Annotated in this window: 26 protein-coding genes and 1 riboswitch; of the genes, 9 read left to right on the forward strand and 17 right to left on the reverse strand. The window is 71.4% G+C overall.

Annotation, left to right across the window (positions count from 1 at the left end; all coding sequences use genetic code 11):
* The first annotated feature begins 18 nt into the window (after positions 1–18).
* Positions 19–633 carry a hypothetical protein gene (locus tag ACZ6TB_RS36940; RefSeq protein WP_465562589.1) on the forward strand — a complete coding sequence of 205 codons (615 nt, stop codon included), beginning with the start codon at positions 19–21 and terminating at the stop codon, positions 631–633.
* Here ACZ6TB_RS36940 and ACZ6TB_RS36945 read toward each other — a convergent pair.
* Positions 593–1,153: a DUF6328 family protein gene (locus ACZ6TB_RS36945; RefSeq protein WP_465562591.1), complete on the reverse strand. Its 561-nt coding sequence runs from the start codon at positions 1,151–1,153 to the stop codon at positions 593–595. The two genes, ACZ6TB_RS36940 and ACZ6TB_RS36945, sit on opposite strands and share 41 nt — an antisense overlap.
* Positions 1,150–1,971 (reverse strand): alpha/beta fold hydrolase, encoded by an 822-nt coding sequence (locus tag ACZ6TB_RS36950; RefSeq protein ID WP_465562917.1) that lies wholly within the window; start codon positions 1,969–1,971, stop codon positions 1,150–1,152. The genes ACZ6TB_RS36945 and ACZ6TB_RS36950 overlap by 4 nt, the downstream gene beginning before the upstream one ends.
* Positions 1,972–2,112: 141 nt before the next feature.
* Positions 2,113–2,217: riboswitch (TPP riboswitch) on the forward strand.
* Between the two features lie 55 nt (positions 2,218–2,272).
* On the opposite strand from ACZ6TB_RS36950, the gene ACZ6TB_RS36955 reads away from it, so the two are divergent.
* The 4 genes from ACZ6TB_RS36955 (at position 2,273) to ACZ6TB_RS36970 (ending at position 6,244) form a co-directional block, all read left to right on the forward strand.
* On the forward strand, positions 2,273–2,857 hold the full coding sequence (locus ACZ6TB_RS36955; RefSeq protein WP_465562594.1) for an ECF transporter S component: 585 nt from the start codon (positions 2,273–2,275) through the stop codon (positions 2,855–2,857).
* 20 nt (positions 2,858–2,877) lie between these two features.
* Entirely contained in the window at positions 2,878–4,308 is a 1,431-nt protein-coding gene (locus ACZ6TB_RS36960; protein WP_465562596.1) for an ABC transporter ATP-binding protein, read from the forward strand.
* A complete protein-coding gene (locus ACZ6TB_RS36965) occupies positions 4,305–5,090 on the forward strand; it encodes an energy-coupling factor transporter transmembrane component T family protein (protein WP_465562599.1) in 786 nt (261 codons plus the stop codon). The genes ACZ6TB_RS36960 and ACZ6TB_RS36965 overlap by 4 nt, the downstream gene beginning before the upstream one ends.
* Positions 5,091–5,263: 173 nt before the next feature.
* Complete coding sequence (locus ACZ6TB_RS36970) at positions 5,264–6,244, forward strand: methylenetetrahydrofolate reductase (RefSeq protein WP_465562601.1); 981 nt, start codon at positions 5,264–5,266, stop codon at positions 6,242–6,244.
* Here ACZ6TB_RS36970 and ACZ6TB_RS36975 read toward each other — a convergent pair.
* From ACZ6TB_RS36975 to ACZ6TB_RS36995, 5 genes are all read right to left on the reverse strand, one after another.
* Positions 6,179–7,066 carry a hypothetical protein gene (locus ACZ6TB_RS36975; protein WP_465562602.1) on the reverse strand — a complete coding sequence of 296 codons (888 nt, stop codon included), beginning with the start codon at positions 7,064–7,066 and terminating at the stop codon, positions 6,179–6,181. The genes ACZ6TB_RS36970 and ACZ6TB_RS36975 overlap by 66 nt on opposite strands.
* Positions 7,059–7,541, reverse strand: a complete 483-nt coding sequence (locus ACZ6TB_RS36980) for a SigE family RNA polymerase sigma factor (RefSeq protein ID WP_465562603.1) — start codon at positions 7,539–7,541, stop codon at positions 7,059–7,061. The genes ACZ6TB_RS36975 and ACZ6TB_RS36980 overlap by 8 nt, the downstream gene beginning before the upstream one ends.
* 32 nt (positions 7,542–7,573) lie before the next feature.
* Positions 7,574–8,452, reverse strand: a complete 879-nt coding sequence (locus tag ACZ6TB_RS36985; protein WP_465562920.1) for an aldo/keto reductase — start codon at positions 8,450–8,452, stop codon at positions 7,574–7,576.
* Positions 8,453–8,547: 95 nt separating this feature from the next.
* Positions 8,548–8,964 (reverse strand): PIN domain-containing protein, encoded by a 417-nt coding sequence (locus ACZ6TB_RS36990; RefSeq protein WP_465562606.1) that lies wholly within the window; start codon positions 8,962–8,964, stop codon positions 8,548–8,550.
* 17 nt (positions 8,965–8,981) lie between these two features.
* Positions 8,982–9,227: a type II toxin-antitoxin system VapB family antitoxin gene (locus ACZ6TB_RS36995; protein ID WP_465562608.1), complete on the reverse strand. Its 246-nt coding sequence runs from the start codon at positions 9,225–9,227 to the stop codon at positions 8,982–8,984.
* 477 nt (positions 9,228–9,704) lie between these two features.
* Here ACZ6TB_RS36995 and ACZ6TB_RS37000 point away from each other — a divergent pair, with 477 nt between their 5' ends.
* Together ACZ6TB_RS37000 and ACZ6TB_RS37005 are read left to right on the forward strand one after the other, a co-directional pair.
* Entirely contained in the window at positions 9,705–10,010 is a 306-nt protein-coding gene (locus ACZ6TB_RS37000) for an MTH1187 family thiamine-binding protein (protein ID WP_465562610.1), read from the forward strand.
* A complete protein-coding gene (locus ACZ6TB_RS37005; protein WP_465562612.1) occupies positions 10,007–10,681 on the forward strand; it encodes an HAD family hydrolase in 675 nt (224 codons plus the stop codon). Before ACZ6TB_RS37000 ends, ACZ6TB_RS37005 begins: the two co-directional genes overlap by 4 nt.
* On the opposite strand, the gene ACZ6TB_RS37010 is transcribed toward ACZ6TB_RS37005, so the two are convergent.
* Positions 10,656–11,456, reverse strand: a complete 801-nt coding sequence (locus ACZ6TB_RS37010; protein WP_465562615.1) for an isoprenyl transferase — start codon at positions 11,454–11,456, stop codon at positions 10,656–10,658. The genes ACZ6TB_RS37005 and ACZ6TB_RS37010 overlap by 26 nt on opposite strands.
* Complete coding sequence (recO, locus tag ACZ6TB_RS37015) at positions 11,456–12,244, reverse strand: DNA repair protein RecO (RefSeq protein WP_465562618.1); 789 nt, start codon at positions 12,242–12,244, stop codon at positions 11,456–11,458. The genes ACZ6TB_RS37010 and recO overlap by 1 nt, the downstream gene beginning before the upstream one ends.
* 151 nt (positions 12,245–12,395) lie before the next feature.
* Here recO and ACZ6TB_RS37020 point away from each other — a divergent pair, with 151 nt between their 5' ends.
* Positions 12,396–13,181 (forward strand): DUF4097 family beta strand repeat-containing protein, encoded by a 786-nt coding sequence (locus ACZ6TB_RS37020; protein WP_465562620.1) that lies wholly within the window; start codon positions 12,396–12,398, stop codon positions 13,179–13,181.
* Positions 13,178–13,933, forward strand: coding sequence for a thioesterase family protein (locus ACZ6TB_RS37025; RefSeq protein WP_465562622.1), 756 nt, complete (start codon positions 13,178–13,180; stop codon positions 13,931–13,933). Before ACZ6TB_RS37020 ends, ACZ6TB_RS37025 begins: the two co-directional genes overlap by 4 nt.
* 3 nt (positions 13,934–13,936) lie before the next feature.
* On the opposite strand, the gene ACZ6TB_RS37030 is transcribed toward ACZ6TB_RS37025, so the two are convergent.
* From ACZ6TB_RS37030 to ACZ6TB_RS37065, 8 genes are all read right to left on the reverse strand, one after another.
* Positions 13,937–14,953 (reverse strand): acyltransferase family protein, encoded by a 1,017-nt coding sequence (locus ACZ6TB_RS37030; RefSeq protein ID WP_465562626.1) that lies wholly within the window; start codon positions 14,951–14,953, stop codon positions 13,937–13,939.
* Between the two features lie 71 nt (positions 14,954–15,024).
* Positions 15,025–15,921 carry a GTPase Era gene (era, locus tag ACZ6TB_RS37035; RefSeq protein WP_465562923.1) on the reverse strand — a complete coding sequence of 299 codons (897 nt, stop codon included), beginning with the start codon at positions 15,919–15,921 and terminating at the stop codon, positions 15,025–15,027.
* 560 nt (positions 15,922–16,481) lie between these two features.
* On the reverse strand, positions 16,482–16,865 hold the full coding sequence (locus ACZ6TB_RS37040; RefSeq protein WP_465562628.1) for a cytidine deaminase: 384 nt from the start codon (positions 16,863–16,865) through the stop codon (positions 16,482–16,484).
* Positions 16,858–18,174, reverse strand: coding sequence for a hemolysin family protein (locus ACZ6TB_RS37045; RefSeq protein WP_465562630.1), 1,317 nt, complete (start codon positions 18,172–18,174; stop codon positions 16,858–16,860). Before ACZ6TB_RS37045 ends, ACZ6TB_RS37040 begins: the two co-directional genes overlap by 8 nt.
* A gap of 59 nt (positions 18,175–18,233) precedes the next feature.
* Positions 18,234–18,704: an rRNA maturation RNase YbeY gene (gene ybeY, locus ACZ6TB_RS37050; RefSeq protein WP_465562632.1), complete on the reverse strand. Its 471-nt coding sequence runs from the start codon at positions 18,702–18,704 to the stop codon at positions 18,234–18,236.
* Positions 18,705–18,728: 24 nt separating this feature from the next.
* Complete coding sequence (locus tag ACZ6TB_RS37055; protein WP_465562634.1) at positions 18,729–19,790, reverse strand: PhoH family protein; 1,062 nt, start codon at positions 19,788–19,790, stop codon at positions 18,729–18,731.
* A gap of 93 nt (positions 19,791–19,883) precedes the next feature.
* Positions 19,884–21,278 (reverse strand): serine hydrolase domain-containing protein, encoded by a 1,395-nt coding sequence (locus ACZ6TB_RS37060; protein ID WP_465562637.1) that lies wholly within the window; start codon positions 21,276–21,278, stop codon positions 19,884–19,886.
* Positions 21,275–21,628, reverse strand: a complete 354-nt coding sequence (locus ACZ6TB_RS37065) for a histidine triad nucleotide-binding protein (protein ID WP_465562641.1) — start codon at positions 21,626–21,628, stop codon at positions 21,275–21,277. Before ACZ6TB_RS37065 ends, ACZ6TB_RS37060 begins: the two co-directional genes overlap by 4 nt.
* Between the last annotated feature and the right edge of the window lies 1 nt (position 21,629).

Consider the following 21,629-nt stretch of genomic DNA (forward strand, 5'->3'; position numbering starts at 1 on the left):
ACATGGGACGCTTTGCCGGTGAAGCTTTACGCCGAGCGCATCCCCACCGCCATCCGTCAGCTGCTCACCGACATCCTCGTCGTTATCTGGGTCTACGTCTGGATCCGGGCCGGTCTGTGGGTGCACGAGATGGTCGAGAAGCTCGCCGTCCCCGGGCAGAAGCTGGAGACCGCGGGCGGCGGCATCGCCACCAATCTCGCCGACGCCGGCAGCAAGATCAACCGGGTCCCGCTGGTCGGCGACCAGCTGGTCAAGCCGTTCAACGGCGCCGCCGACGCGGCCCGCTCGCTGGCCGACGCCGGCCATCAGCAGCAGGCGATCGTCGACCAGATGGCGCTGGTCCTGGCGCTCCTCGCGGTCTCGGTGCCGTTCGCGCTGGTGCTCTTCCTCTGGCTGCCGCTGCGGTTGCGCTGGATGCGCCGGGCCGGGGTGGCCACCTCCGTACGCACCGAGCCCGCCGGCCGCGACCTGCTGGCCCTCCGCGCGCTGGCCACCCAGCCGCTCAACGAGCTCGCCCGGCTCGGCCCCGACATCGCCCAGAGCTGGCGCAACGGTGACGCCGAGGCGGTCGACGCGCTGGCCGGGCTCGAGCTCAAGCGCCTGGGTCTGACCGTGTCGGGCCGCCGCCGCTGACCCGCTCGTCCTCCTCCTCGGCGTCCTCGTCGATCCAGCTGTGGCGGTACCACGGGAAGGCCGCCCACAGCAGGACGAACCAGAACGCCGCGACGCCCGCGAGGATCAGCGCGATGCCCCGGCTGAGGATGAAGTCGGTCACCAGCAGCACGCTGCTCGCCATCGAGACCAGCAGGAACGCCAGGCCGCCGGTGGCCATCCGGTGCGCGTAGCGGACCAGCTCGGGCTTGCGGCCCTGCCGGAACAGGGCGCGGTGGAAGGCGACCGGGGCGATGATCATCGCGGTGGAGAACGCGGACGACAGCAGCGCCACCACGTACACGTTCTCCTGGAACGACGTCGTCCGCGGGAAGCCGTTGGTGAACGGCAGCGTCAGCAGGAACGCGAACAGGATCTGGACGCCGGTCTGCGCGACCCGCAGCTCCTGGAGCAGGTCGCCGAAGTTGCGGTCCCAGCGCTGTTTCTCGGTCTCGTCCCGGACCTGGCGTTTCTGAAGTCCCAGCCGGGACGCGATGTTCATGCGCCGGTTATCCGGGCCAGCGCCGCGTCCGCGACCGCCGCCGGGCTCTGCTCGGGCGCCCAGTGCGAGACGCCACGCAGCACCACGAGCTGGTAGCCGGCCTCGACCCAGTCGCGGGTGCGCAGGGCGGCGGTACGCGCGACGACGCCGTCGCGGTCGGGCCAGATGTACGTGGTCGGCACCGTGATCACCCCGACCGGGGCCAGGTGCTCGCCGACCAGGCCGCGGTACCAGTTCAGCCCGCCGGTCAGCCGGGCCGGGTCGTCGCGCATCGCGTCGGCGTAGAGGGCCGCGCGGTCGCCGATCGGGCGCAGCATGGTCCGCAGCGCCGCTGCGTTGCCGGCCGTCAGGACGCGCTCGGCCACCGGCGACCGGAACAGGGCGAAGTAGGCGAACCGGGCGCGCTGGGTCGGGCGTACGCGCATCGCCAGCCGCAGCGCCCGCGGGTGCGGAACCGAGATCGCCGTCAGCGTGCGCACCCGCTCCGGATGCGTCGCCGCGAGCATCCAGCCGACCTGCGCGCCCCAGTCGTGGCCGATCACGTGCGCCGACTCGACGCCGAGCGCGTCCAGCACCGCGATCGCGTCGGCGGCCGGTTCGGTGGCCCGGTAGGCGGACACCTCGGACGGCCGGGCGCCGGGCGAGTAGCCGCGCTGGTCGAGGGCGTACGTGCGCAGACCGGCCTCGTGCAGCCGGGGCAGGATCAGGTCGAACTCGCGGTGGTCCTGGGGAAAGCCGTGCAGGAGCAGAACCGGGTCACCGTCGGCGGGCCCGCCCTCGTACACGTCAAAGGTGAGGCCCCGCGCCTTGATCTCCATGTTCTTGATCACTCCTCAACTGTCCCAGTGCCACCCACGGTGTTAGCGTCATCGAAACACATGCAATGAAAGTTGTTCGCGACGGCGGAGATCGTGTGCATCGCTTCCGCGCTGCGCGGGTCAAGGTAGGTCGCGAACAACCTTCACCGACAGGGGAGCGCACAGCGCTGAGAGTGCGGGGTAACCCGCAGACCCTCGTACCTGATCTGGGTAATGCCAGCGCAGGAAGCTCGGTCTTTTCTCCAGCCGCGCCGTGTACCAGCGGCGTGCGTCTCCTCCCGGTACCTACTGGGAGGCAATCATGGCAACCAACACCACCAACCGATGGCGCACGATCGACATCGTGATCGCCTCGATCGTCGCGGTCGCGTTCGGCGTCATCTTCTGGGCGTGGAACCTGCTCTGGAACGGGCCGGCCGACGCCATCCCGCTGCCCGGGCGCGCCCTGCTCTACGGCATGTGGCTGGTCCCGGCCGTGCTCGGCGCGCTGATCGTGCGCAAGCCCGGCGCGGCGTTCTACACGCTCACGCTCGCCTCCCTGGTGAGCGTGGCGATCGGCACCAGCTGGGGCTGGACGCTGGTCGTGCAGGGCCCGCTGGAGGCGCTCGGCGCCGAGCTGATCTTCGCGGCGTTCGCCTACAAGCTGTACAACCTGCCGGTGGCCCTGCTCGCCGGCGCCACCGCCGGGGTCGTGGCCTCGGTCTACGACGCGTTCGTCTGGTACGGCGGCACGTCGTGGGCCACGCTGCGCATCCCGTACATTCTGCTCGCCGCCCTCTCCTCCCTGGTGGTGGCCGGTCTCGGCAGCATTCTGCTGGTGCGGGCGCTCGCCCAGACGGGTGTGCTCGACCGGTTCCCGGCGGGCCGATCGCGCGCGCTCGTGTGAACCTTGATTCCATGTGAATCATGAGCAAGGTCGAGCTGCGGGGTTTCGGATGGCGGCATGCGGGCCGCCGCGCCTGGGCGGTCCGCGACGTCGACCTGTCCGTCGAGCACGGCGAGCGGGTGCTCCTGCTCGGTCCCTCGGGGGCCGGCAAGAGCACCCTGCTCGCGGCCCTGGCCGGGCTGCTCCCCGACGACTCGGGCGAGCAGGCCGGCACGGTCGCGATCGACGGGCGTGACCCGCGCGAGGCCCGCGACCGGGTGGGCATCCTCTTCCAGGACCCGCAGACCCAGCTGGTGATGGCCCGCAGCGGCGACGACGTCGCGTTCGGCCTGGAGAACCGCGGGGTGCCGGCCGCGGACATCTGGCCCCGGGTCAGCGACGCGCTCGACCGGGTCGGCTTCCCCTATCCGATCACCCGCTCGACGGCCGCGCTCTCCGGCGGCGAGGCCCAGCGGCTGGCGCTGGCCGGCGTGCTCGCGCTGCGGCCCGGCCTGCTGCTGCTCGACGAGCCGACCGCGAACCTCGACCCGGCCGGCGCCGCGCTGGTCCGGGAGGCGATCGGCCGGTCCCGCGGCGACGAGACGCTGATCGTCGTCGAGCATCGGGTGGCCGAGGCGCTGCCGCTGGTCGACCGGGTGGTGGTGCTCGAGCCGGGCGGCGGGATCCGGGCCGACGGCGCTCCCGAGATGGTTTTCGCCGCGTACGGGGACCGCCTCGCCGCCGAGGGCGTGTGGGTTCCCGGCTTCGCCATCCCGCCGTTGAAGTCCCCGACGCCCGCGGCCGACCAGGTGATTTGCGCCGAGGAAGTCGCGGTCGCGCAGCGGCTCGCCCCGGTGTCGATGGCCGTGCGGGCCGGCGAGGTGCTCGCCGTGACCGGTCCGAACGGGGCCGGCAAGTCGACCCTGGCGCTGGCCCTGGGCGGCCTGCTCCCCCCGACCGGCGGCCGGGTCACCGGGTTCGGCGATCCGCGGCCACCGCACAAGTGGCGGGCCGCGACGCTCACCCAGCGGATCGGGTCGGTCTTCCAGAACCCGGAACATCAATTCGTGACCGCCCGGGTCGCCGACGAGCTCGCGGCCGGGCCCCGGCGCGTCGGGCGGACCGATGCCGAGATCAAGGACATCGTGGACGCCCTGCTCGACCGGCTGCGCCTCACCAAGCTGGCCCAGGCCAACCCGTACACCCTCTCCGGCGGTGAGGCCCGCCGGCTGAGCGTCGCCACCGCCCTGGCCACCGCGCCACGCCTGCTCGTGCTCGACGAGCCGACCTTCGGCCAGGACCGGCGCACCTGGATCGAGCTGGTCACGCTGCTCGCCACGCTGCGCGACGAGGGGCACGCGGTCGTCGCGGTCACGCATGACGACGACTTCGTGCAGACACTCGCCGACCGTACGTTCGCGCTGGGGTCCTCCCGATTGGGCGACCCACTCCCCCGCCGGCGGCGGTCATGAGCCTGGCCATGCAGCCGGTCGCCAACACCGCCGCGCCGCTGGCACGCCGCAACCCGGTCGCCAAGCTCGCCGCCGCCCTGCTCTTCTCGCTGCCGCTGATCACCACACTGGACCCGCTCACGCCGGCCCTGGCGATCGCGGTCGAGCTGACGTTGCTACCGCTGTTCGGCCTGCGCTACGGCGTGCTGGCCCGGCGCGCGTGGCCGCTCGCGATGGCGTCGGCCGGCCTGCTGGTCACCATGGTGCTGTTCGCCGCCCAGCGCGACGGGCGGCTGCTGCTCGATCTCGGGCCGTTCGACGTGACGACCGGCGTGCTGGTCTCGGCGCTCGGGCTGATCCTGCGGCTGTTCGCGATCGCGCTGCCCGGCGTGATCGTCTTCGCCACCACCGACCCGACCGACCTGGCCGACGCGCTGGTGCAGAACGCCAAGGCGCCGGCCCGGTTCGCGATCGGCGCGCTGGCCGCCTTCCGGCTGCTGCCGCTGCTCGGCACCGAATGGCAGATGCTGACGCTGGCCCGCCGGGCGCGCGGGGTCGACACCGGCGTCCGGGCCTTCCCGGCGACCGCCTTCGCCCTGCTCGTGGGGGCGCTGCGGCGGGGCACGCGGCTCGCGGTGGCGATGGACGCGCGGGGCTTCGACTCGTCCCGGCCACGCACCTTCGCCCGGCGGCAGATTTTCACCAAGGCCGACGCGTTGCTCATCGTGGGCGCCGGGGTCCTGGCCGCGATCATCCTCACCACAAGCATCCTGACCGGCCTGTTTCGACCGATCATCAATTGACCCTGGGCTGGTCATCACCGACCACGGCAGCCCGCCCGCTGGGGGTCAGTCTCACTGGATTCTGTCGTTGTCGCCGGCACCGTGCTCGGCCCCGCTCGACGCCCGGATCGACACCGGCGATTTCGTCGGCCCGCGGTACCGCCTCGGCGAACCACCTTTTCTAGGCTGATGCGGTGACTCGTCCGACTCTGCAGTCGATGCTGGCCGAGGCGCGCAGCGGGGTGCTGCTCTACGGCATCACCCCGCCGCGCCTCGACTCCACCCCGTCCCGGATCCGGGAGATCGTCGAGGTCACCCTCGGGCGGCTGTCCGGGCTCGACCTCGACGGCCTGATCCTCTACGACATCGACGACGAGTCCGATCGCAATCCGGCGTCACGTCCCTTCCCCTATCTGCCGACGCTCGACCCGGCCCGGTTCCACGACCAGCACCTCGACGAGTGGGACCGTCCCGTGGTCATCTACCGCTGCGTCGGCAAGTACGACGAGGGCGAGCTGCGCGACTGGCTCGGCGGCGCCGACCCCCGGGTGCTCGGCGTCTTCGTCGGCGCCTCCTCCGGCGACAAGCCGGTGCGCACCGACCTGCGCACGGCCCAGGCGCTGCGGGCCGAGGTGCGGCCGGAGATGCCGCTCGGCGCCGTCGTGATCGGCGAGCGGCACACCCGCTCCGGCGACGAGCACCTGCGCATGCTGGCCAAGCAGGAGCGGGGCTGCACGTTCTTCATCTCCCAGGTGATCTACGACCTGAGCGAGACGAAGAACCTGATCTCCGACTACTTCTACGCCTGCCGGGAGCGGTCGCTGCAACCCCGGCCACTGATCTTCACGCTGTCGCTGTGCGGGTCGGACAAGACGCTCGCGTTCCTCCAGTGGCTCGGCGTGGGCATCCCGCGCTGGCTCGCGAACACGTTGCGCCACTCGTCCGATCCGCTGGCCGACTCGTACCGGGAAAGCCTGGCAATCGCGAGAGACCTGCGCGAGTTCTGCGAACGGCTCGGGATGCCGTACGGCTTCCATGTGGAAAGCGTCTCGATCCGCAAGGCGGAGATCGAGGCCTCCACCCGCCTGGCCGCCGCCCTTCGCGCCCTCCTACGGGAAGAGGGTCATGGCGGGGCCGGTCGCGATCGCGATGAGGTCCTCGACGCTCAGCGGTAGGTCCGGCCGCGACGGTTTCTGCTGCTCGGAGGTCGTGGTGCCGCCCGGCCCGATCCCGGTCGTGACACCGTTGGCCGCGCTCGCGAACGCCGTCGTGTCGCCGCCGTAGATCCACACGTTGACCAGCCGGTACCCGCTGGCCGCCCGCACGTCGAGCACCATGACGGTCTCACCGTGCGGCCCGGTCCGCACCGTGCACCCGTTGCCGTCGCAGCTATCGGTCGCCTCGGCCGCGCTCTGGGACGTCGCCGAGACCCCGAAGCCGATCTCGCCGGCCCCCTTGTCGTCGCGCACCACGGCCGACGCGCTGATCACCGGCGGCGAGGTCTCGGCCGGCCGATCCGGGTCGAACGTGCGGAGCGGGTACGCCTCGAGCGGTTTCGTGCCGGCCGGGGTGGCCGAGTCCCGGTAGAAGTCGGTGCCGTCCAGCAGCGGCGGCACGGTCCTGGCCAGGTAGCAGCTGATCCGGGCGCTCGCGTGGGCGGGCGGCTCGGACGGGATCCGCATGCCGAAGACGTCGGGGGCCTCCTTGCTCGCGGCCGGTTCGCTCGCCGCCGGTTTGCTCGCGGCCTCGCAGAACGGCTCGGGATCGAGCGTGGCCCAGAAGGGTCCGTCCAGCACCGGGATCGTCGCCGCCGTCTCGTGGCGGGGCAACGCGGCCACGGTGAGGCCCGCCGCCAGCAGCACCGCCGCGGTGACCGCCCCGATTCGCCTCCATCGGCGTCGGCGCCCGGCGACGACGATCCGGTCGAGGCTGAAGGCCAGCGGCGGCGGATCGGCGGTGTAGGCGACGAGCAGGTCACGGATGTCGGTGTCAGCCACGGCCGCGGCTCCCCTCGCTCATGGCCGCGCGCAGGGCGGCGATCCCCCGCGCGGACTGGCTCTTCACGGTCCCCTGGGCGATCCTCAGCAGCGCGGCGACCTCGGCGACGGGCAGATCCTCGAGATGCCGCAGCACCACGACCGCACGTTGCTGGGCGGGCAGCTTCCGCAGCGCGTCGCCGAGTTCCTCGTGCCGCTCGACGGCCGGCGCCACCCGGTCCGGGGGCTCGGCCACCACCGTCTCGCGGCGATGCTTCCGGATGTGGGTCAGATACGAATTCACCAGGACCTTTCGCACGTACGCGTCGATCGCGTCCCCGCGCACCCGGCGCCAGCGCGGATACACCTTCACGAAGGTGATCTGCACCAGGTCGTCGGCGGTGTGCCAGTCCCCGCACAGCGCATAGGCGAGCCGCCGCACGGCGCCGACCCGCCCCGCGAAGTAGTCCGCGAACTCCGCATCCGTCTCACCCACGACTTAACAACCCGGGCGGCCCCCCGAAAGGTTCAACCGTTCCCGTCGATTTCCGCTCCGGTCGATTTCCGCTCCCGTCGATTTCCGCTCCCGTCGATTTCCGCGAGATCCTGGGCGTCGAGCGTGATGCCGCCCGCCGCGATGTTCTCCCGCAGGTGCTCGACGCTGCCCGTGCCCGGGATCGCCAGCACGTGCGCGCCGTGGTGCAGCGTCCAGGCGAGCCGCACCTGATGGCCGGTCACCCCGTGCCGGCGCGCGACCCGGTCGACCGCCGCGTCTTCCTGGTCCGCCCCCGGCCCGCTCTCCCGCCCGCCACCGGCGATGGCGAAGAACGGCACGAACGCGATTCCCCGCTCCCCGCACACTCGGACGAGCTCCGCACTGCGCCGATTGTCGATCGCAAAGCTGTTCTGCACACACACGACCGGCGCGATGCCTTCCGCCTCGTCGAGCTGCTCCTTGCGTACGGCCGAAAGCCCCAGATGCCCGATCAGCCCCTCCTGCCGCATCGCATTCAGCGCCGCGAATCGCTCCCCGATCGGCTCGGCACCGCGAAACACCCGCAGATTGACCAGATCAAGCCGTTCCACCCCGAGCCGCCGCAGATTTTCCTCGACCTGAAACCGCAGCTCCTTGCCGGTGCGAGCGGCCCCGAACTCCCCACTGGGCAAAATCCCGGGCCCCACCTTGGTAGCAATGAACACTTTCCCGTCGTACGGCCCCAGAGCGCGCCGAATAAGCTCGGTCGCGTACCGCGTCGCGCCCGCCCCCACGTCGAGCACCCCACCCGGCGAAAAGTAGAACGCCGCCGTGTCGATGTGGTCGACGCCGAGCTCGACCGCGGTCCGCAGGACGCGGATGGCCTTGTCCGGATCGGGGTCCACGGTGAGCCGCATGGACCCGAACCCCATTCGATTGACGACCCGGTCCCCGAGCCGCCACGTTCCCGCGGCCGAGGCCGCAATCTCCCCGTTCAGCACCGCCGCACGATACCGCCGGCCGTCGATCAGGAGATCGATCCCGGATCTGCCAGCCAGTGCACGGGTTGCCCGGTCACCCGCGCGACCTGCACAAAGTCGCGGTCATAGTGAAGAAGAACCAGCCCGTGGGAGTCGGCGGTGGCTGCCGTCAGCAGATCGACCACGCTCGCCGACCGATGGCAACCCCGCTCGCTGAGGACGGTCTGCACATCGGTTGCGCGCTCGAATACTCGCTCCGGCATGACCACCCAGCCGAACACGTCACGAAGAAGGCCTTGCTGACGTTGCCGCTCGGAATGCGACCTTGCGGTGTAGAGGAGCTCCAACTCGGTGACCGGACAGGTGGAGACCAGGCCCGATGTCAATGCTTCCGCCCAGTCGGCGCCGATCTTCGGGTCACGCAGCATCCGGACCACCGCGCTGGTGTCCGCCAGGAACCGCATGACCGTCATCGTCGGACCTACCGGTCCAGGAGCTCGTCGAACTGCCCGGTCTTCGCGATCTCCACCAGCTCAGCCAGCGCCCGGGCCCGGCGTAGCCGAGTCTTCGCCTCACGCAGCGCGGTGTTGACCGTATCCGCCACCGTGGCCGTGCCGTAGATCTCCGCTGCGGCCGCCAACGCACTGTCATCGATATCGATGAGAACTTCGCCCATCCGCACCTCCGAGGCTCGCCCATCCACGCCGACCACATGTGCTGTTGTCATGAGACTAGCCTAGTCGCATGACGAACGCCGATGCAACGACGATTCCGCGTCCAGGACACCTTGACGAAAGTTTGCTCGCCAGGCGCACAGGTCCGCCCAAGCTCTAGACGCGCACCCCTCAGTCCGATGGGTGGAGCGCACGGCGCGCAAAGCCCAAGGCGCACGGGGGCGCAAGGCGCACGGGGGGGGGGGGCGCAAGGCGCACGGGGGCGCAAGGCGCACGGGGGCCGCAAGGCGCACGGGGGCCGCAAGGCGCACGGGGGCCGCAAGGCGCACGGGGGCGCGGGGCACGAGCCGGGCGCATGAAAGGGCAGCCCGCGCGGGCTATCGCCCCCAACCGGGGAGAAAGCGCGCTCCCAGGGTTGCCTCCGCGGCCGCGCTGCGCATCATGGGAGACGCTGTGAGAGCGCTCTCTCGTGGCTGTGACTCCGTGAACATCGAGGTTGCTTCGGCGAGGCCGGCTGGGACGATGGGGCCATGTTGGTTGCGTTCTCTGTTACGCCGATCGGGGTTGGCGAGTCGGTGGGCGACCTCGTCGCCGAGGCCGTGCGGGTGGTTCGGGAGTCGGGGCTGCCCAATCGGACCGATGCCATGTTCACCACCGTCGAGGGTGAGTGGGACGAATGCTTTGCCGTGGTGAAGCAGGCCGTGGAGGCGGTGGCGAAAGCCGGCGCGCCGCGGGTCAGCGTGTCGCTCAAGGCGGATGTGCGGCCGGGGGTCAGCGACGCGCTCACCGCCAAGGTCGAGCACATCGAGCGGGCCCTGAACGAAAGCACACCGTGAGACGCCTGGTCATGTGGGACGTCGACTACACGCTGCTGCGCGGCGGCGGGGTCGCGGGCCGGGCGTGGAAGGCGGCCTTCACCGAGATCACGGGGCTCGACTGGCTGGCCGATCCGGTGTTCGGCGGCCGGACCGACATGGACATCTGCGCCGAGGTCTTCGCCGCCCACGGCGTCACCGACTGCACCCCCGAGCGCTTTTTCGAGCGATATATCGCTCAAGTCGGGAAAGTCAGGCACGAGTTCCGGCAGCAGGGGGCACTCATGCCCGGGGTCAAGGCGGTGCTCGACCGGCTGAGTGAAGAGCCGGGCGTGGTGCAGACACTGGTCACGGGAAATGTCCCGGAAGTCGCCCACGCCAAGGTGGCCGCCTTCGAACTGGAAGGCGCCTTCGACGCGGAGGTCGGCGGCTACGGCACCGACGACAGCGTGCGGGCCACGCTGGTGCGGCGCAGCCTGGAGCGGGCCGAGGCGAAGTACGGCGAGCGCTTCGCCCCGGTCGTCATCGGCGACACCGTGCACGACGTGACGGCGGCACTGGCCAACGGCGCGCTGGCGGTCGGCGTGGCGACGGGGTCGACCCGGATGGCCGACCTCGTGCTCGCGGGCGCGCACGCCGTGCTGCCGGATCTCTCCGACGTGGACGCTACGGTGCGAATCCTGATGACTTAGGCGGCGCCACCGGGTTGGGGACGGCGCCGCCGAAGCGCCGGTCGCGACCGGCGTAGAGCTCACACGCGTACCACAAATGGCGTCGGTCGAAATCGGGCCAGAGGGTGTCGAGGAAGACCATTTCCGCGTACGCCGATTGCCAGAGCAGGAAGTTCGAGGTGCGCTGCTCCCCGGACGGCCGCAGGAACAGATCGACCTCGGGAATCTCGGGGTGGTAGAGGTACTTGGCGATCGTCTTCTCGTTGACCTTGTCGGGTTTGAGCTTGCCGAGCGCGACGTCGCGGGCGATGGCGGCGGTCGCGTCGGCGATCTCGGCCTGACCGCCGTAGTTCACGCAGAACTGCAGCGTGAGGGTGCTGTTCTTCTTCGACATCTCCTCGGCGGTCTGCAGCTCCTGGATCACGCTCTTCCACAGCCGGCCGGCCCGGCCCGACCAGACCACCCGCACGCCCAGGTCGACCAGCTGGTCGCGGCGGCGGCGGATCACGTCGCGGTTGAAGCCCATCAGGAAGCGGACCTCCTCGGGCGAACGCTTCCAGTTCTCGGTCGAGAAGGCATAGGCCGACAGGTACGGGATGCCGAGCTCGATCGCCCCTTCGATGGTGTCGAAGAGCGAGTACTCCCCCTGCTCGTGGCCCTTGGTGCGGGAGAGCCCCCGCTCCTTGGCCCAGCGGCCGTTGCCGTCCATGACGATTGCCACGTGCTTGGGCAGCGCCGCCTTGGGCAGCTCGGGCGGGCGGGCCCCGGAGAGATGCGGGGTGGGCGGACGCGGCATCAGGAAATCTCCCGTCGATCGACCAGCGGCAGCGAACGCAGCGCCCGCTCCATGTGCCATTGCAGGTGGGCGGCGACCAGGCCGCTGCACTCCCGCCGCACCGGCGGCTCGGAGTTGTCGGCGACCGGCCAGTCGCCGTCGGTCAGGGCGCTCATCAGCGCGAGCGTGGCCGGCGCCGGGTGCGCGGCGCCGGGCGGCCGGCAGTCGGGGCAGACCGCGCCGCCGGCCGGCACCGAGAACGCCGCGTGCCGCCCGGCGGTGCCGCAGACCGCGCACTCGGCGATCGCGGGCGCCCAGCCGGCCGTGGCCATGGCGCGCAGCAGGTAGGCGTCGAGCACCAGGCCGCCGGCGTGCTCGCCGACCGCGAGCGCCTTGAGCGCGCCCAGGGTGAGCTGGAACAGCCGCAGCGACGGCTCGCGCTCGATCGGGGTGAGCCGCTCGGCGGTCTCGGCGATGGCGCTGGCCGCCGTGTAGCGCGGGTAGTCGCTCAGGAACTGCTTGCCGTAGAGCGCGACCGCCTCGACCTGGCTGACCGAGTGCAGCGAGCTGCCGACGCCCTCGGGCGAGCCGGCGAGCTGGAGGTCGATGTGGCCGAACGGCTCGAGCCGGGCGCCGAAGCGCGAGGTGGTACGCCGGACGCCGCGGGCCACCGCGCGCAGCCGGCCGTGGCGGCGGGTCAGCAGCGTGATGATGCGGTCGCTCTCGCCGAGCTTCTGCACGCGCAGGACCACCGCGTCGTCGCGGTAGAGCTGTCGGCGGTAGCCGGATCCGGTGGGCACGAGAGTCATTCTGCCTCGGGGGTACGACAGAAGCCTCGGGGGTACGACAGAAGCGGCGGCGGTACGACCAACCCTGACCCGGATCTCAGGGTCATCTAGGGGATGGCTCAGTGAAGGGACCGATGGTGTGCGCGTGCCGCCCCCGAATAGCGTCAGGGCCATGACCACGATCCTGACCCGGCGCGCCGGAGCCCTCGCCCTCATCGCCGCGACGACGGCCGGCCTCACCGGCTGCGCGGGAGTGATCGGGGCCAAGATGACGTACGACGACACGGTCAAGGGCAAGATCACCGACATCGTGCTGACCGGCGGCGCCGGCGACGTGGCGATCGGCACGGCGGCGGTCGACGCCACCACGATCAACCGAGTGATCCGCCGGTCCACCAACCCCGGCGAGTCCTTCCACCTCGACGGCACGACGCTGACCATCGACACGTCCTGCGGGGTGAACTGCTCGGTCAGCTACAAGATCACGACGCCGCCCGGGGTGAAGGTGCACGGCAAGCAGCACTCGGGCGACGTCACGCTCGACGGGGTGGCCGACACCGACCTCGAGGTGAGTTCGGGCGACCTCACGATCAGCGACGCGACCGGCCCGGTGCAGGTCCGCGCCACCTCGGGCGACATCAAGGTGCTGAACGCGAAGGGCTCGGTCAAGGTCAAGGCGACCTCCGGCAACGTCGAGGCGCTCGAGGCGGGCGGCCCGGTCGACGTCGGCGTCACCTCCGGCGACCTGCGGGTGTCGCTCTCCGCGCCGAACTCGGTCACCGCCCACGCCAGCAGCGGCAACATCGATGTCACCGTGCCCGAGGGGAAGTACAAGCTGGTCACCAGCGCCGGCTCGGGCGACGTGCACACCGACGGCATGACGAGCGACGCCACGTCGAAGAATGTGATCGACCTGCGCGTCACCAGCGGGGACGTCACCGTAGCCTCAACTCCGTGAGCTTCTATCAGCCGCTGGGTGACGACCACTACGCGCCGACCGAGTCGACCGAGAGCCCCTGGGACAGCGCCATGCAGCACGGCGGCCCGCCCGCCGCCCTGCTCGGCCATCTGCTGCGCCTCGACGGCCTGAGACTGGCACGCATCACGGTGGACTTCCTCGGCCCGATACCGCGCCGCGACTTCCGGGTCGAGGTGTCGCCGGTGAAGCCGGGCCGGCTGACCGCGCTCAACGAGGCCAGCATGGTGATCGACGGCCGGGTGGCGGTGACGGCGCGGGCCTGGCACATCGCGCCCGGGCCGCAGCCGCCGACGATCACCGAGACCGAGCCGGTCCCGCCCCTGCCGGCGACGTCGGATGAGTTCCTCGCGTTCATCGACGGCTGGGGCTACGGGCGGGCGATCGAGTGGCGGTGCACGCGGGGCGGCCTGGACGATCTCGGCGAGACCCACGTCTGGACGCGCGTGACCATGCCGCTGATCGACGGCATCGAGCTCGACGGGCAGGACCGGGCGCTGATCGTGGCCGACTCGGCGAACGGGCTCTCGGCCGAGCTTCCCCTCGACAAGTGGCTCTCGATCCCGCCGACGATGACCACCACGCTGCTGCGGCCGGCCCACGGCGATTGGGTGCACCTGGCCTGCCGCACGATCCTCAGCGACGACGGCCTGGGACTGGCCGAGGCCGTCGTCTCGGATTTCGACGGGAAGGTCGGGCAGGTCGCGCAGCCGCTGCTGGTGCGCGCCCGGTAGGGCTCAGGCGTTGGTGCGGACCAGGGCCGGGGCGGGCGACACCGGGACCCGCCGGCGAGCGACCCCGGGCACGAGCGTGGGCCGGCGGCCGGCGGCCACGTCCTCGACCCAGCCCACCGCCGCCACGATGACCGACAACAGCGTCACCACCACGGCGAGCCGCCAGCTGATCCCGACCCAGCCGAAGATCGGCAGCCCGGCCCACTCGGCGAACCGGGCCACCGCCACGATCAGCGGCACGTGCCAGAGGTAGATCGTCAGGGCCCGGGCGTTCAGCACGGTCAGGATCCGGCGCGGCCGTACGGTCGGCGAGATGCCCAGCGCGACCAGGATGAACGCGGCCGACCAGAGGGCGTTGCCGAGCGGGATGTCGTTGAGGTCGAAGCCGCGCGGGCCCGGATGCGTGAGCGTCCAGGCCGCGCCGAGGACGGCCAGCGCGCCGGCCAGCCACCAGCGGCGACGTTTCAGCAGGCCGTCGTGGTGGGCAAAACCGAGTAGCCAGGCCCCGCCGTAGAGGGCCATGTCGTGCAGCAGCGGAGCGGGCTTGAAGCCGGCGACGGTGATCACAACAAGAGCGACATATGGCGTTAAAATAACCAGGAGTGGCGCGCGGCGGAAAGCGGGCAACACCAGCGGCGACAGCAGCACGAACCAGAGGAAGTCCCGCAGGTACCACATGGCGCCCAGGCCCTCGAGCCAGAACCCGGTCGCCGGCGGGTCCTGGATCGGGAAGGCCCACAGCAGCACGCGCCAGTCCCAGACCAGCCCGATCGCCAGCATCGCCGGGACGGCGACGGCGACCAGCACCCAGACCGACGGCAGCAGCCGGTGCAGCCGCTTCTCCACCGCCCACGGGCCGTAGCGATCGAGGGAGGCCGCCATCAGGGAGCCGGCCAGCGCGAACATCACCGACATGGCGGGAAAGACGACGGTCAGCGCGGCCCAACCGGTCGAGTGGTAGACCACCACGCGAACGGTGGCGGCGGCGCGCAGCAGGTCCAGGTACTGGTTACGACGCATAGGACCTATGGCTTACCCAAGCATCACAGGTTCGTGCAAACCAGCGTGAACTATCCCATATCGCACAAAAACTAGAAACCCAGCTTGCGCAATTGACGGGGATCACGTTGCCATTCCTTGGCGACGCGCACGTGAAGATCGAGATACACCTTGCCGCCGATGAGCTGTTCGATCTCCGCCCGGGCCGTGCTGCCGACCTCCTTCAGGCGAGCGCCGCGCGACCCGATCACGATCGACTTCTGGCTGTCCCGCTCCACGTAGAGATCCGCGTAGATCTTCGTGAGCCCGCCCTCGACGATCATCTCTTCGACCAGCACCGCGATGGAGTGCGGCAACTCGTCCCGTACGCCCTCGAGCGCCGCCTCCCGGATGAGCTCGGCGATCAGCACCTGCTCGGGCTCGTCGGTCAGCACGTCGTCCGGGTACAGCTGGGGCGATTCCGGCAGATACTTGATCATCACGTCGACCAGCTGCCGCACCTGGTGCCCCGACACCGCGCTCACCGGCACGATCTCGGCGAAGTCGTGCAGCTTGCTCACCGCGAGCAGATGCTCGGCCAGCCGCCGCGAGTCGACCAGGTCGACCTTGGTCACCACCGCCACGATCGTGGCCTTCAGCTCGGCCATCTCGGCCGAGATGAACCGGTCGCCGCGCCCCACCGGCTCGTCCGCCGGGAAGCACACGCCGATCACGTCGACCTCGCTCCAGACCTCCCGCACGAGATCGTTGAGCCGCTCGCCCAGCAGCGTCCGCGGCCGGTGCAGACCCGGCGTGTCCACGAGCACGAGCTGCGCGTCCTCCCGGTGCAGGATGCCGCGAATGACGTGCCGCGTGGTCTGCGGCTTGTTCGAGGTGATCGCGATCTTCTGCCCGATGATCGCGTTCGTCAGCGTGCTCTTGCCGGCGTTGGGTCGCCCGACAAAGCACGCAAATCCGGCGCGATAGACCCCATCGCCGGCTTCGCTCAGCGCCGATTCGGCATGGCGATGCACCTTCCGCGAGCGGCCCTCACTCTCCGGTGCGGACCCCTTGCCCGTACGCGGTGAAGCACCCCCGCCGGAAGCAGCCGCCTTCTTGGTCGCACCGCCCCGGTCGCCGGCACCTCGCGCACCCGCCGCGCCGCCGGGCCGCTGGCCATCGCCGCCGCCCGCACCACGCGCACCCGCCGCGCCGCCGCGGCGCTGCCCGTCGCCGCCGCCCGCACCACGCGCACCCGCCGCGCCGCCGCGCCGCTGGCCGTCGCCGCCGCCCGCGCCGCGCGCACCCGCCGCGCCGCCGCGCCGCTGGCCGTCGCCCGCGCCACGCGCACCCGCCGCGCCGTCTCGCCGGGCGCCGCGTTGCTCGCCCGCGGCCTCGGCCCGCCGGGCCGCCCGGCGTTCCTGCCGCCGCTGCTCGTTGCGCTCCCCGGCGGTGAGGCGCCGCTCGCCCGGCCCGCCGGACCGACCACCCGACTGGCCGCCGGAAATATCGGAAGAAGGGGATTTGCGCGAGGGCCGGCCCTCGTCGGGGGTGGAGCTGGACGCGTCGGTCATGCGGTGACCGAGCCGAGCAGCGAGCCGTCCGGGGCCGCCACGTGGATGGGAGCGTCCGAGCCGAGGTCCCGCACGGCCGCATGGCCCGCGCCGTCGAGCTCCGACGCCTCGGTCACCACCGCCGCTGCCTCGAGGCGGGTCGCGCCGGACGCCGCGGCCGACGCCACCGCCAGCTGCAACGCGGTCACGGCCAGGCTGGGCAGCGCCACCGTGGCCGCCGCGTAGGTGCGGCCGTCCTGGTCGCGTACGGCCGCGCCCTCGACCGCGCCCACCCGCGCGCGTGCGCTCCGCGCCAGGGTGACCAGCTTGGTGTCCTCGGCGCTCAGCGCCTCGCCGTCGGTCGCCGGCACCGAGGCGCCGGCAAAGGTCTGGTCAGGCATCTGCGGTCTGTCTTTCCTCGGATTCGGTATCGGTATCGGGCTCGGCCGCCGGCTCGGGCGGGTCGATCCGTCGAACGAGCACGGAGTCGATCCGGTTGCGCCGGCCGGTGGTGCCCTCGGCCACCAGGTGCAGGCCGCCCACGTCGACGTGCGCGCCGGGGATCGGCACCCGGCCGAGCGTCTGGGCGAGCAGGCCGCCCACCGTCTCGACCTCGTCGGCGGGCAGCTCCACGCCGAACTGCTCGCCCAGGTCCTCGATCGGCAACCGGGCGGTCACCCGCACGGCGCCGTCCTCGAGGTGCTCCACGGGCGGGCGCTCGACGTCGTACTCGTCGGTGATCTCGCCGACGATCTCCTCGAGGATGTCCTCGATCGTGACCAGGCCCGCCGTGCCGCCGTACTCGTCGACCACGATCACCAGGTGGGTGCGGGCCGCCTGCATCTCGGACAGCAGGTCGTCGACCGGCTTCGACTCGGGCACGAACGTCGCCGGGCGCATCGCGTCGGCCACCGCCTGCGCGGTCGCGGCCGGGTCGCCGGACTGGGTGCGGCGGATGACGTCCTTGAGGTAGAGCACGCCGAGCACGTCGTCGACGCTGTCCCCGATCACCGGGATGCGCGAGAAGCCCGAGCGCAGGAACAGGTAGAGCGCCTGCTGGAGAGTCTTCGCGGTCTCTATCCACACCATCTCGGTGCGCGGCACCATCACCTCGCGGGCGATCGTGTCGCCGAGCGCGAAGACCGAGTGGATCATCTCGCGCTCGCCGTGCTCGACCACGCCCCGCTGCTCGGCCAGGTCGACGAGCTCGCGCAACTCGACCTGGCTGCCGAACGGGCCCTCGGGGAAGCCCCGGCCCGGCGTGACGGCGTTACCGATCAGGATCAGCAGCGACGCCAGCGGGTTGAGGACCTTGCCGAGCCAGCGCACCAGCGGCGCGGCGGCGCGGCCCACCGCGTACGCGTGCTGCCGCCCGATCGTCCGCGGGGCCACGCCGACCACCACGAAGCTGACCAGCGTCATCACGCCGGCCGTGACCAGCGCGGCCTGCCAGCCGATCCCCCAGCTGTCGACGGCGACCAGCGCGATCAGCGTGGTCGCGGTCAGCTCGCACAGCAGACGCAGCAGGAGCAGCAGGTTGAGGTGGCGAACCACGTCCTTGGCGACCGCCTCGAGCGCCGCCGCCCCGCGCTGCCCCTCGCGCGCCATCTCGGCGGCGCGGGCCAGGGAGACCGTGCCCAGCGCGGCGTCGGCCATCGAGGCCAGCCCGGCCAGCAGCACCAGGACGACCGCGAAGGTGATCAGTTGCACGTCCGGCAGGCCCGCCGTGGCCTGGCCTGCCGCGAGTAGAGGTGCGGGCTCCACCGAGATCAGCCGGCCTGCCGGGTGGCTCGCCAGGCCTGCAGCAGCCGGTTCTGCAGCGCGAACATCTCGCGCTCCTCCTCGGGCTCGGCATGGTCGTAGCCGAGCAGGTGCAGCGCGCCGTGCACGGTCAGCAGGTGCAGCTCGTCGGCGGCCGAGTGACCGGCCGCCGCGGCCTGCTTGGCGGCCACCTCGGGGGCCAGCACGATGTCGCCGAGCAGCGCGGGCTCGCCGGTGCCGGCCTCGCCCGGGCCGTGGTCGACGCTGCCCTCGTCCATCGGGAACGCGAGGACGTCGGTGGGCCCGTCACCACCCATCCAGCGATGGTTGAGCTCGGCCATGTAGTCGACGTCGACCAGCAGGATGGACAGCTCGGCGAGCGGGTTGACACCCATCTCGTCGAGCGCGTACCGGGCCACCGCGAGGATCGCGTCGGTGTCGACCTCGACTCCCGACTCGTTGGCGATCTCGATGGACATAGTGGTGCTCTTTACCCCTTGGTTTCAGCGCCTACGCCCGGGACGGCCGCCACCACTGGCGGCTCGTCCGGGCACGGCGTGGACGGATTGTGCGGCGGCGTGCTCCTGCTCGACGTCGTAGCGCGCGTAGGCGTCGACGATCTCGGCGACCAGCCGGTGCCGGACCACGTCGGCGCTGGAGAGCTCGGCGAAGTGCACGTCCTCGACATTCTGCAGGATCTCGCGAACGATCTTGAGGCCGCTGGTCGTGCCGCCGGGCAGGTCGACCTGCGTGACGTCGCCGGTCACCACGATCTTGGCGCCGAACCCGAGCCGGGTCAGGAACATCTTCATCTGCTCGGGCGTCGTGTTCTGCGCCTCGTCGAGGATGATGAACGCGTCGTTCAGCGTCCGGCCGCGCATGTAGGCCAGCGGCGCGACCTCGATCGTGCCCGCCGCCATCAGCCGCGGGATCGACTCGGGGTCGAGCATGTCGTGCAGCGCGTCGTAGAGCGGCCGCAGGTACGGGTCGATCTTCTCGTTGAGCGTGCCGGGCAGGAAGCCCAGCCGCTCGCCCGCCTCGACCGCCGGCCGGGTCAGGATGATCCGGTTGACCTGCTTGGCGGTCAGCGCCTGCACGGCCTTGGCCATCGCCAGGTAGGTCTTGCCGGTGCCGGCCGGGCCGATGCCGAAGACGATCGTGTTCTGGTCGATGGCGTCGACGTAGTGCTTCTGGCCGAGCGTCTTGGGGCGGATGGTGCGACCGCGCCGGGAGAGGATGTTGAGCGTCAGCACCTCGGCCGGTCGCTCGGACGTGTTCTCCTCGAGCATGGTGGCGGTCCGCCGCACCGAGTCGACGGTCAGCGTCTCGCCCTTCTCGATGAGCTCGATCAGCTCGGAGAAGAGGCGCTCGGCCGTCGCGTTCTCGGCGGGGTCGCCGGTGATGGTGATCTCGTTGCCGCGCACGTGCACGTCGCTGGCGAGAGTTCGCTCGATGAGCCGCAGAATTTCATCCTTGGCACCCAGCAGGTTAACCATGATCTTCGGGTCGGATACCGAGATCTTGGTCTGCACACGCGCGCTGGAAGGGTTCGGCGTACCGGTCATAGGGCGGCCCGGAGGCCTCCGCCACCTGCTCTCATCTGTGTCACGGAAGGATCGTGCCATCGTATCCGCTGAGCCGCTCGCCCGCCGATGCCATTATCCGCCGTTGCGCTCGGCGCCGTCCGAGGCGACGCCGCCGTCGAAGGCCTCCTGCAGCCGCGTGAACCGGTACGTCGCCCAGTGCATCAGCACGATCGCGCCGCTCGCGTCCCGGGTGAACCGCAGCAGCTCCCCCGCCTCCCGCCCGGAGACGGTGCGCAGCACGTCCGGCCGGTCCGGCAGCGGCCGGAAGATCGACGGGGGCATGTCGGCCGGCGCGCCGACGACCCGGGACTGCAGGGCGCCGCCGTGCCAGGAGAACGTGAACTGCGAGCCCTCGCTCCACCAGACGCCGAGCGCCGAGCGCAGCTCGCGGGGCGCGGGCGGGGCCGGCGCCCACGGCTTGACCTCGGCCGGGTCGATCTCGACCGCGAGCCGCAGCAGCTCGTGCACCAGCTCGTTGATCTCGTCGGCGGTGCCCGAGGAGCCGAGCACGGCGCAGCCGAGGCCGTCGGGGGTGCCCTCGCCGCCACGCCGCCCGTGCACGCCGGCCAGGAAGCCCGGCATCGCGCCGTTGTGACCGACGTCCATGGACCGCCGGCCCTGCGGGTGCAGCATCAGGCCGAGGCCGAAGCCGGAGAGCCAGGTCACCTCGTCGCGGGTGGTGTGCGGCCAGCGCATCTCCTCGACGGTGGCGGCGGCGAGCACCTTGCCGTCGGGGTCGGCGAGCTCGGGCGACACCAGGAACGCGGCCCATTTCGCCATGTCGCTCGCGGTGCTCCAGAGCTTCGCGGCCGGTCCGGCACCACCAAGATCAAGATCGGGCTCCGGCCGTACGGCGTCCGAGTACTCGTCGACCAGATAGCCGACCGCCGCCTCGGGCGGGGTGCCGGTCGTGGTCGAGGTGAGGCCGAGCGGCTCGAGGATCCGGTCGGCGACCAGCCGCTCCCAGGTCGTGCCGTGCAGCCGGGCGACGAGCTGGCCGAGCACCCCGAACGCGAGGTTGGAGTAGTGGAACCGGCGGCCGTCGGGCAGCACCCGCTCGGCCCGGTCGAGCTCGGTGAGCATCCGCTGGGCGTCCGGCGAGACCAGCGTGTCCCAGACGTCGCCGTGCGGCTCACGCTGGAATCCGGCGGTGTGCGAGAGCAGCCGGCGGATGGTCGCGTCGCCGTGCGCGGGCAGGTCGAGGTACGCCGAGAGCGGCTGGTCGAGGTCGAGCAGCCCCTCGTCGCGGGCCTGCATCACGAGCACCGCGGTGAAGGTCTTGGTGACCGACCCGATCCGGAAGCGGCTGTCCTCGTCGAGCGGGAACGACGGGTTGCCGGAGTCGCCGACGGTGAACACCCAGGGCTCGCGGTCGGCCCGGACCAGCGCCACCGAGAGGGCCGGGACGCGGCCGCCGGCCTGGGCCTTGCGGGCGGCCCGCTCGTACCGGAGGAACGCGGCGCTCATCGGATCGCCAGCATCGGGCCCAGCGGCTCGCCGCCGAGCACGTGGGCATGCACGTGGAACACTTCCTGCCCGGCGTACCCACCGGTGTTGAAGAGCAACCGGAAGCCCTCCATGAGCAGGCCCTCGCCCTCGGCCACCGCCGCGCAGGCGGCGAGTAGGTCGGCCGAGCCGGCCGGATCGTTCTGCGCGAGGGTGACCACGTCGGCGTGATGGTCCTTGGGAATCACCAGGACGTGGACCGCGGCCTTGGGGTCGATGTCGCGGAACGCCAGCGTCGTCTCGGTCTCGTGCACGACCGTCGCCGGGATCTCACCGGCGACGATGCGGCAGAACAGGCAGTTGTTGTCCACC

The organism is Actinoplanes sp. NPDC051537 (genome assembly GCF_055586105.1).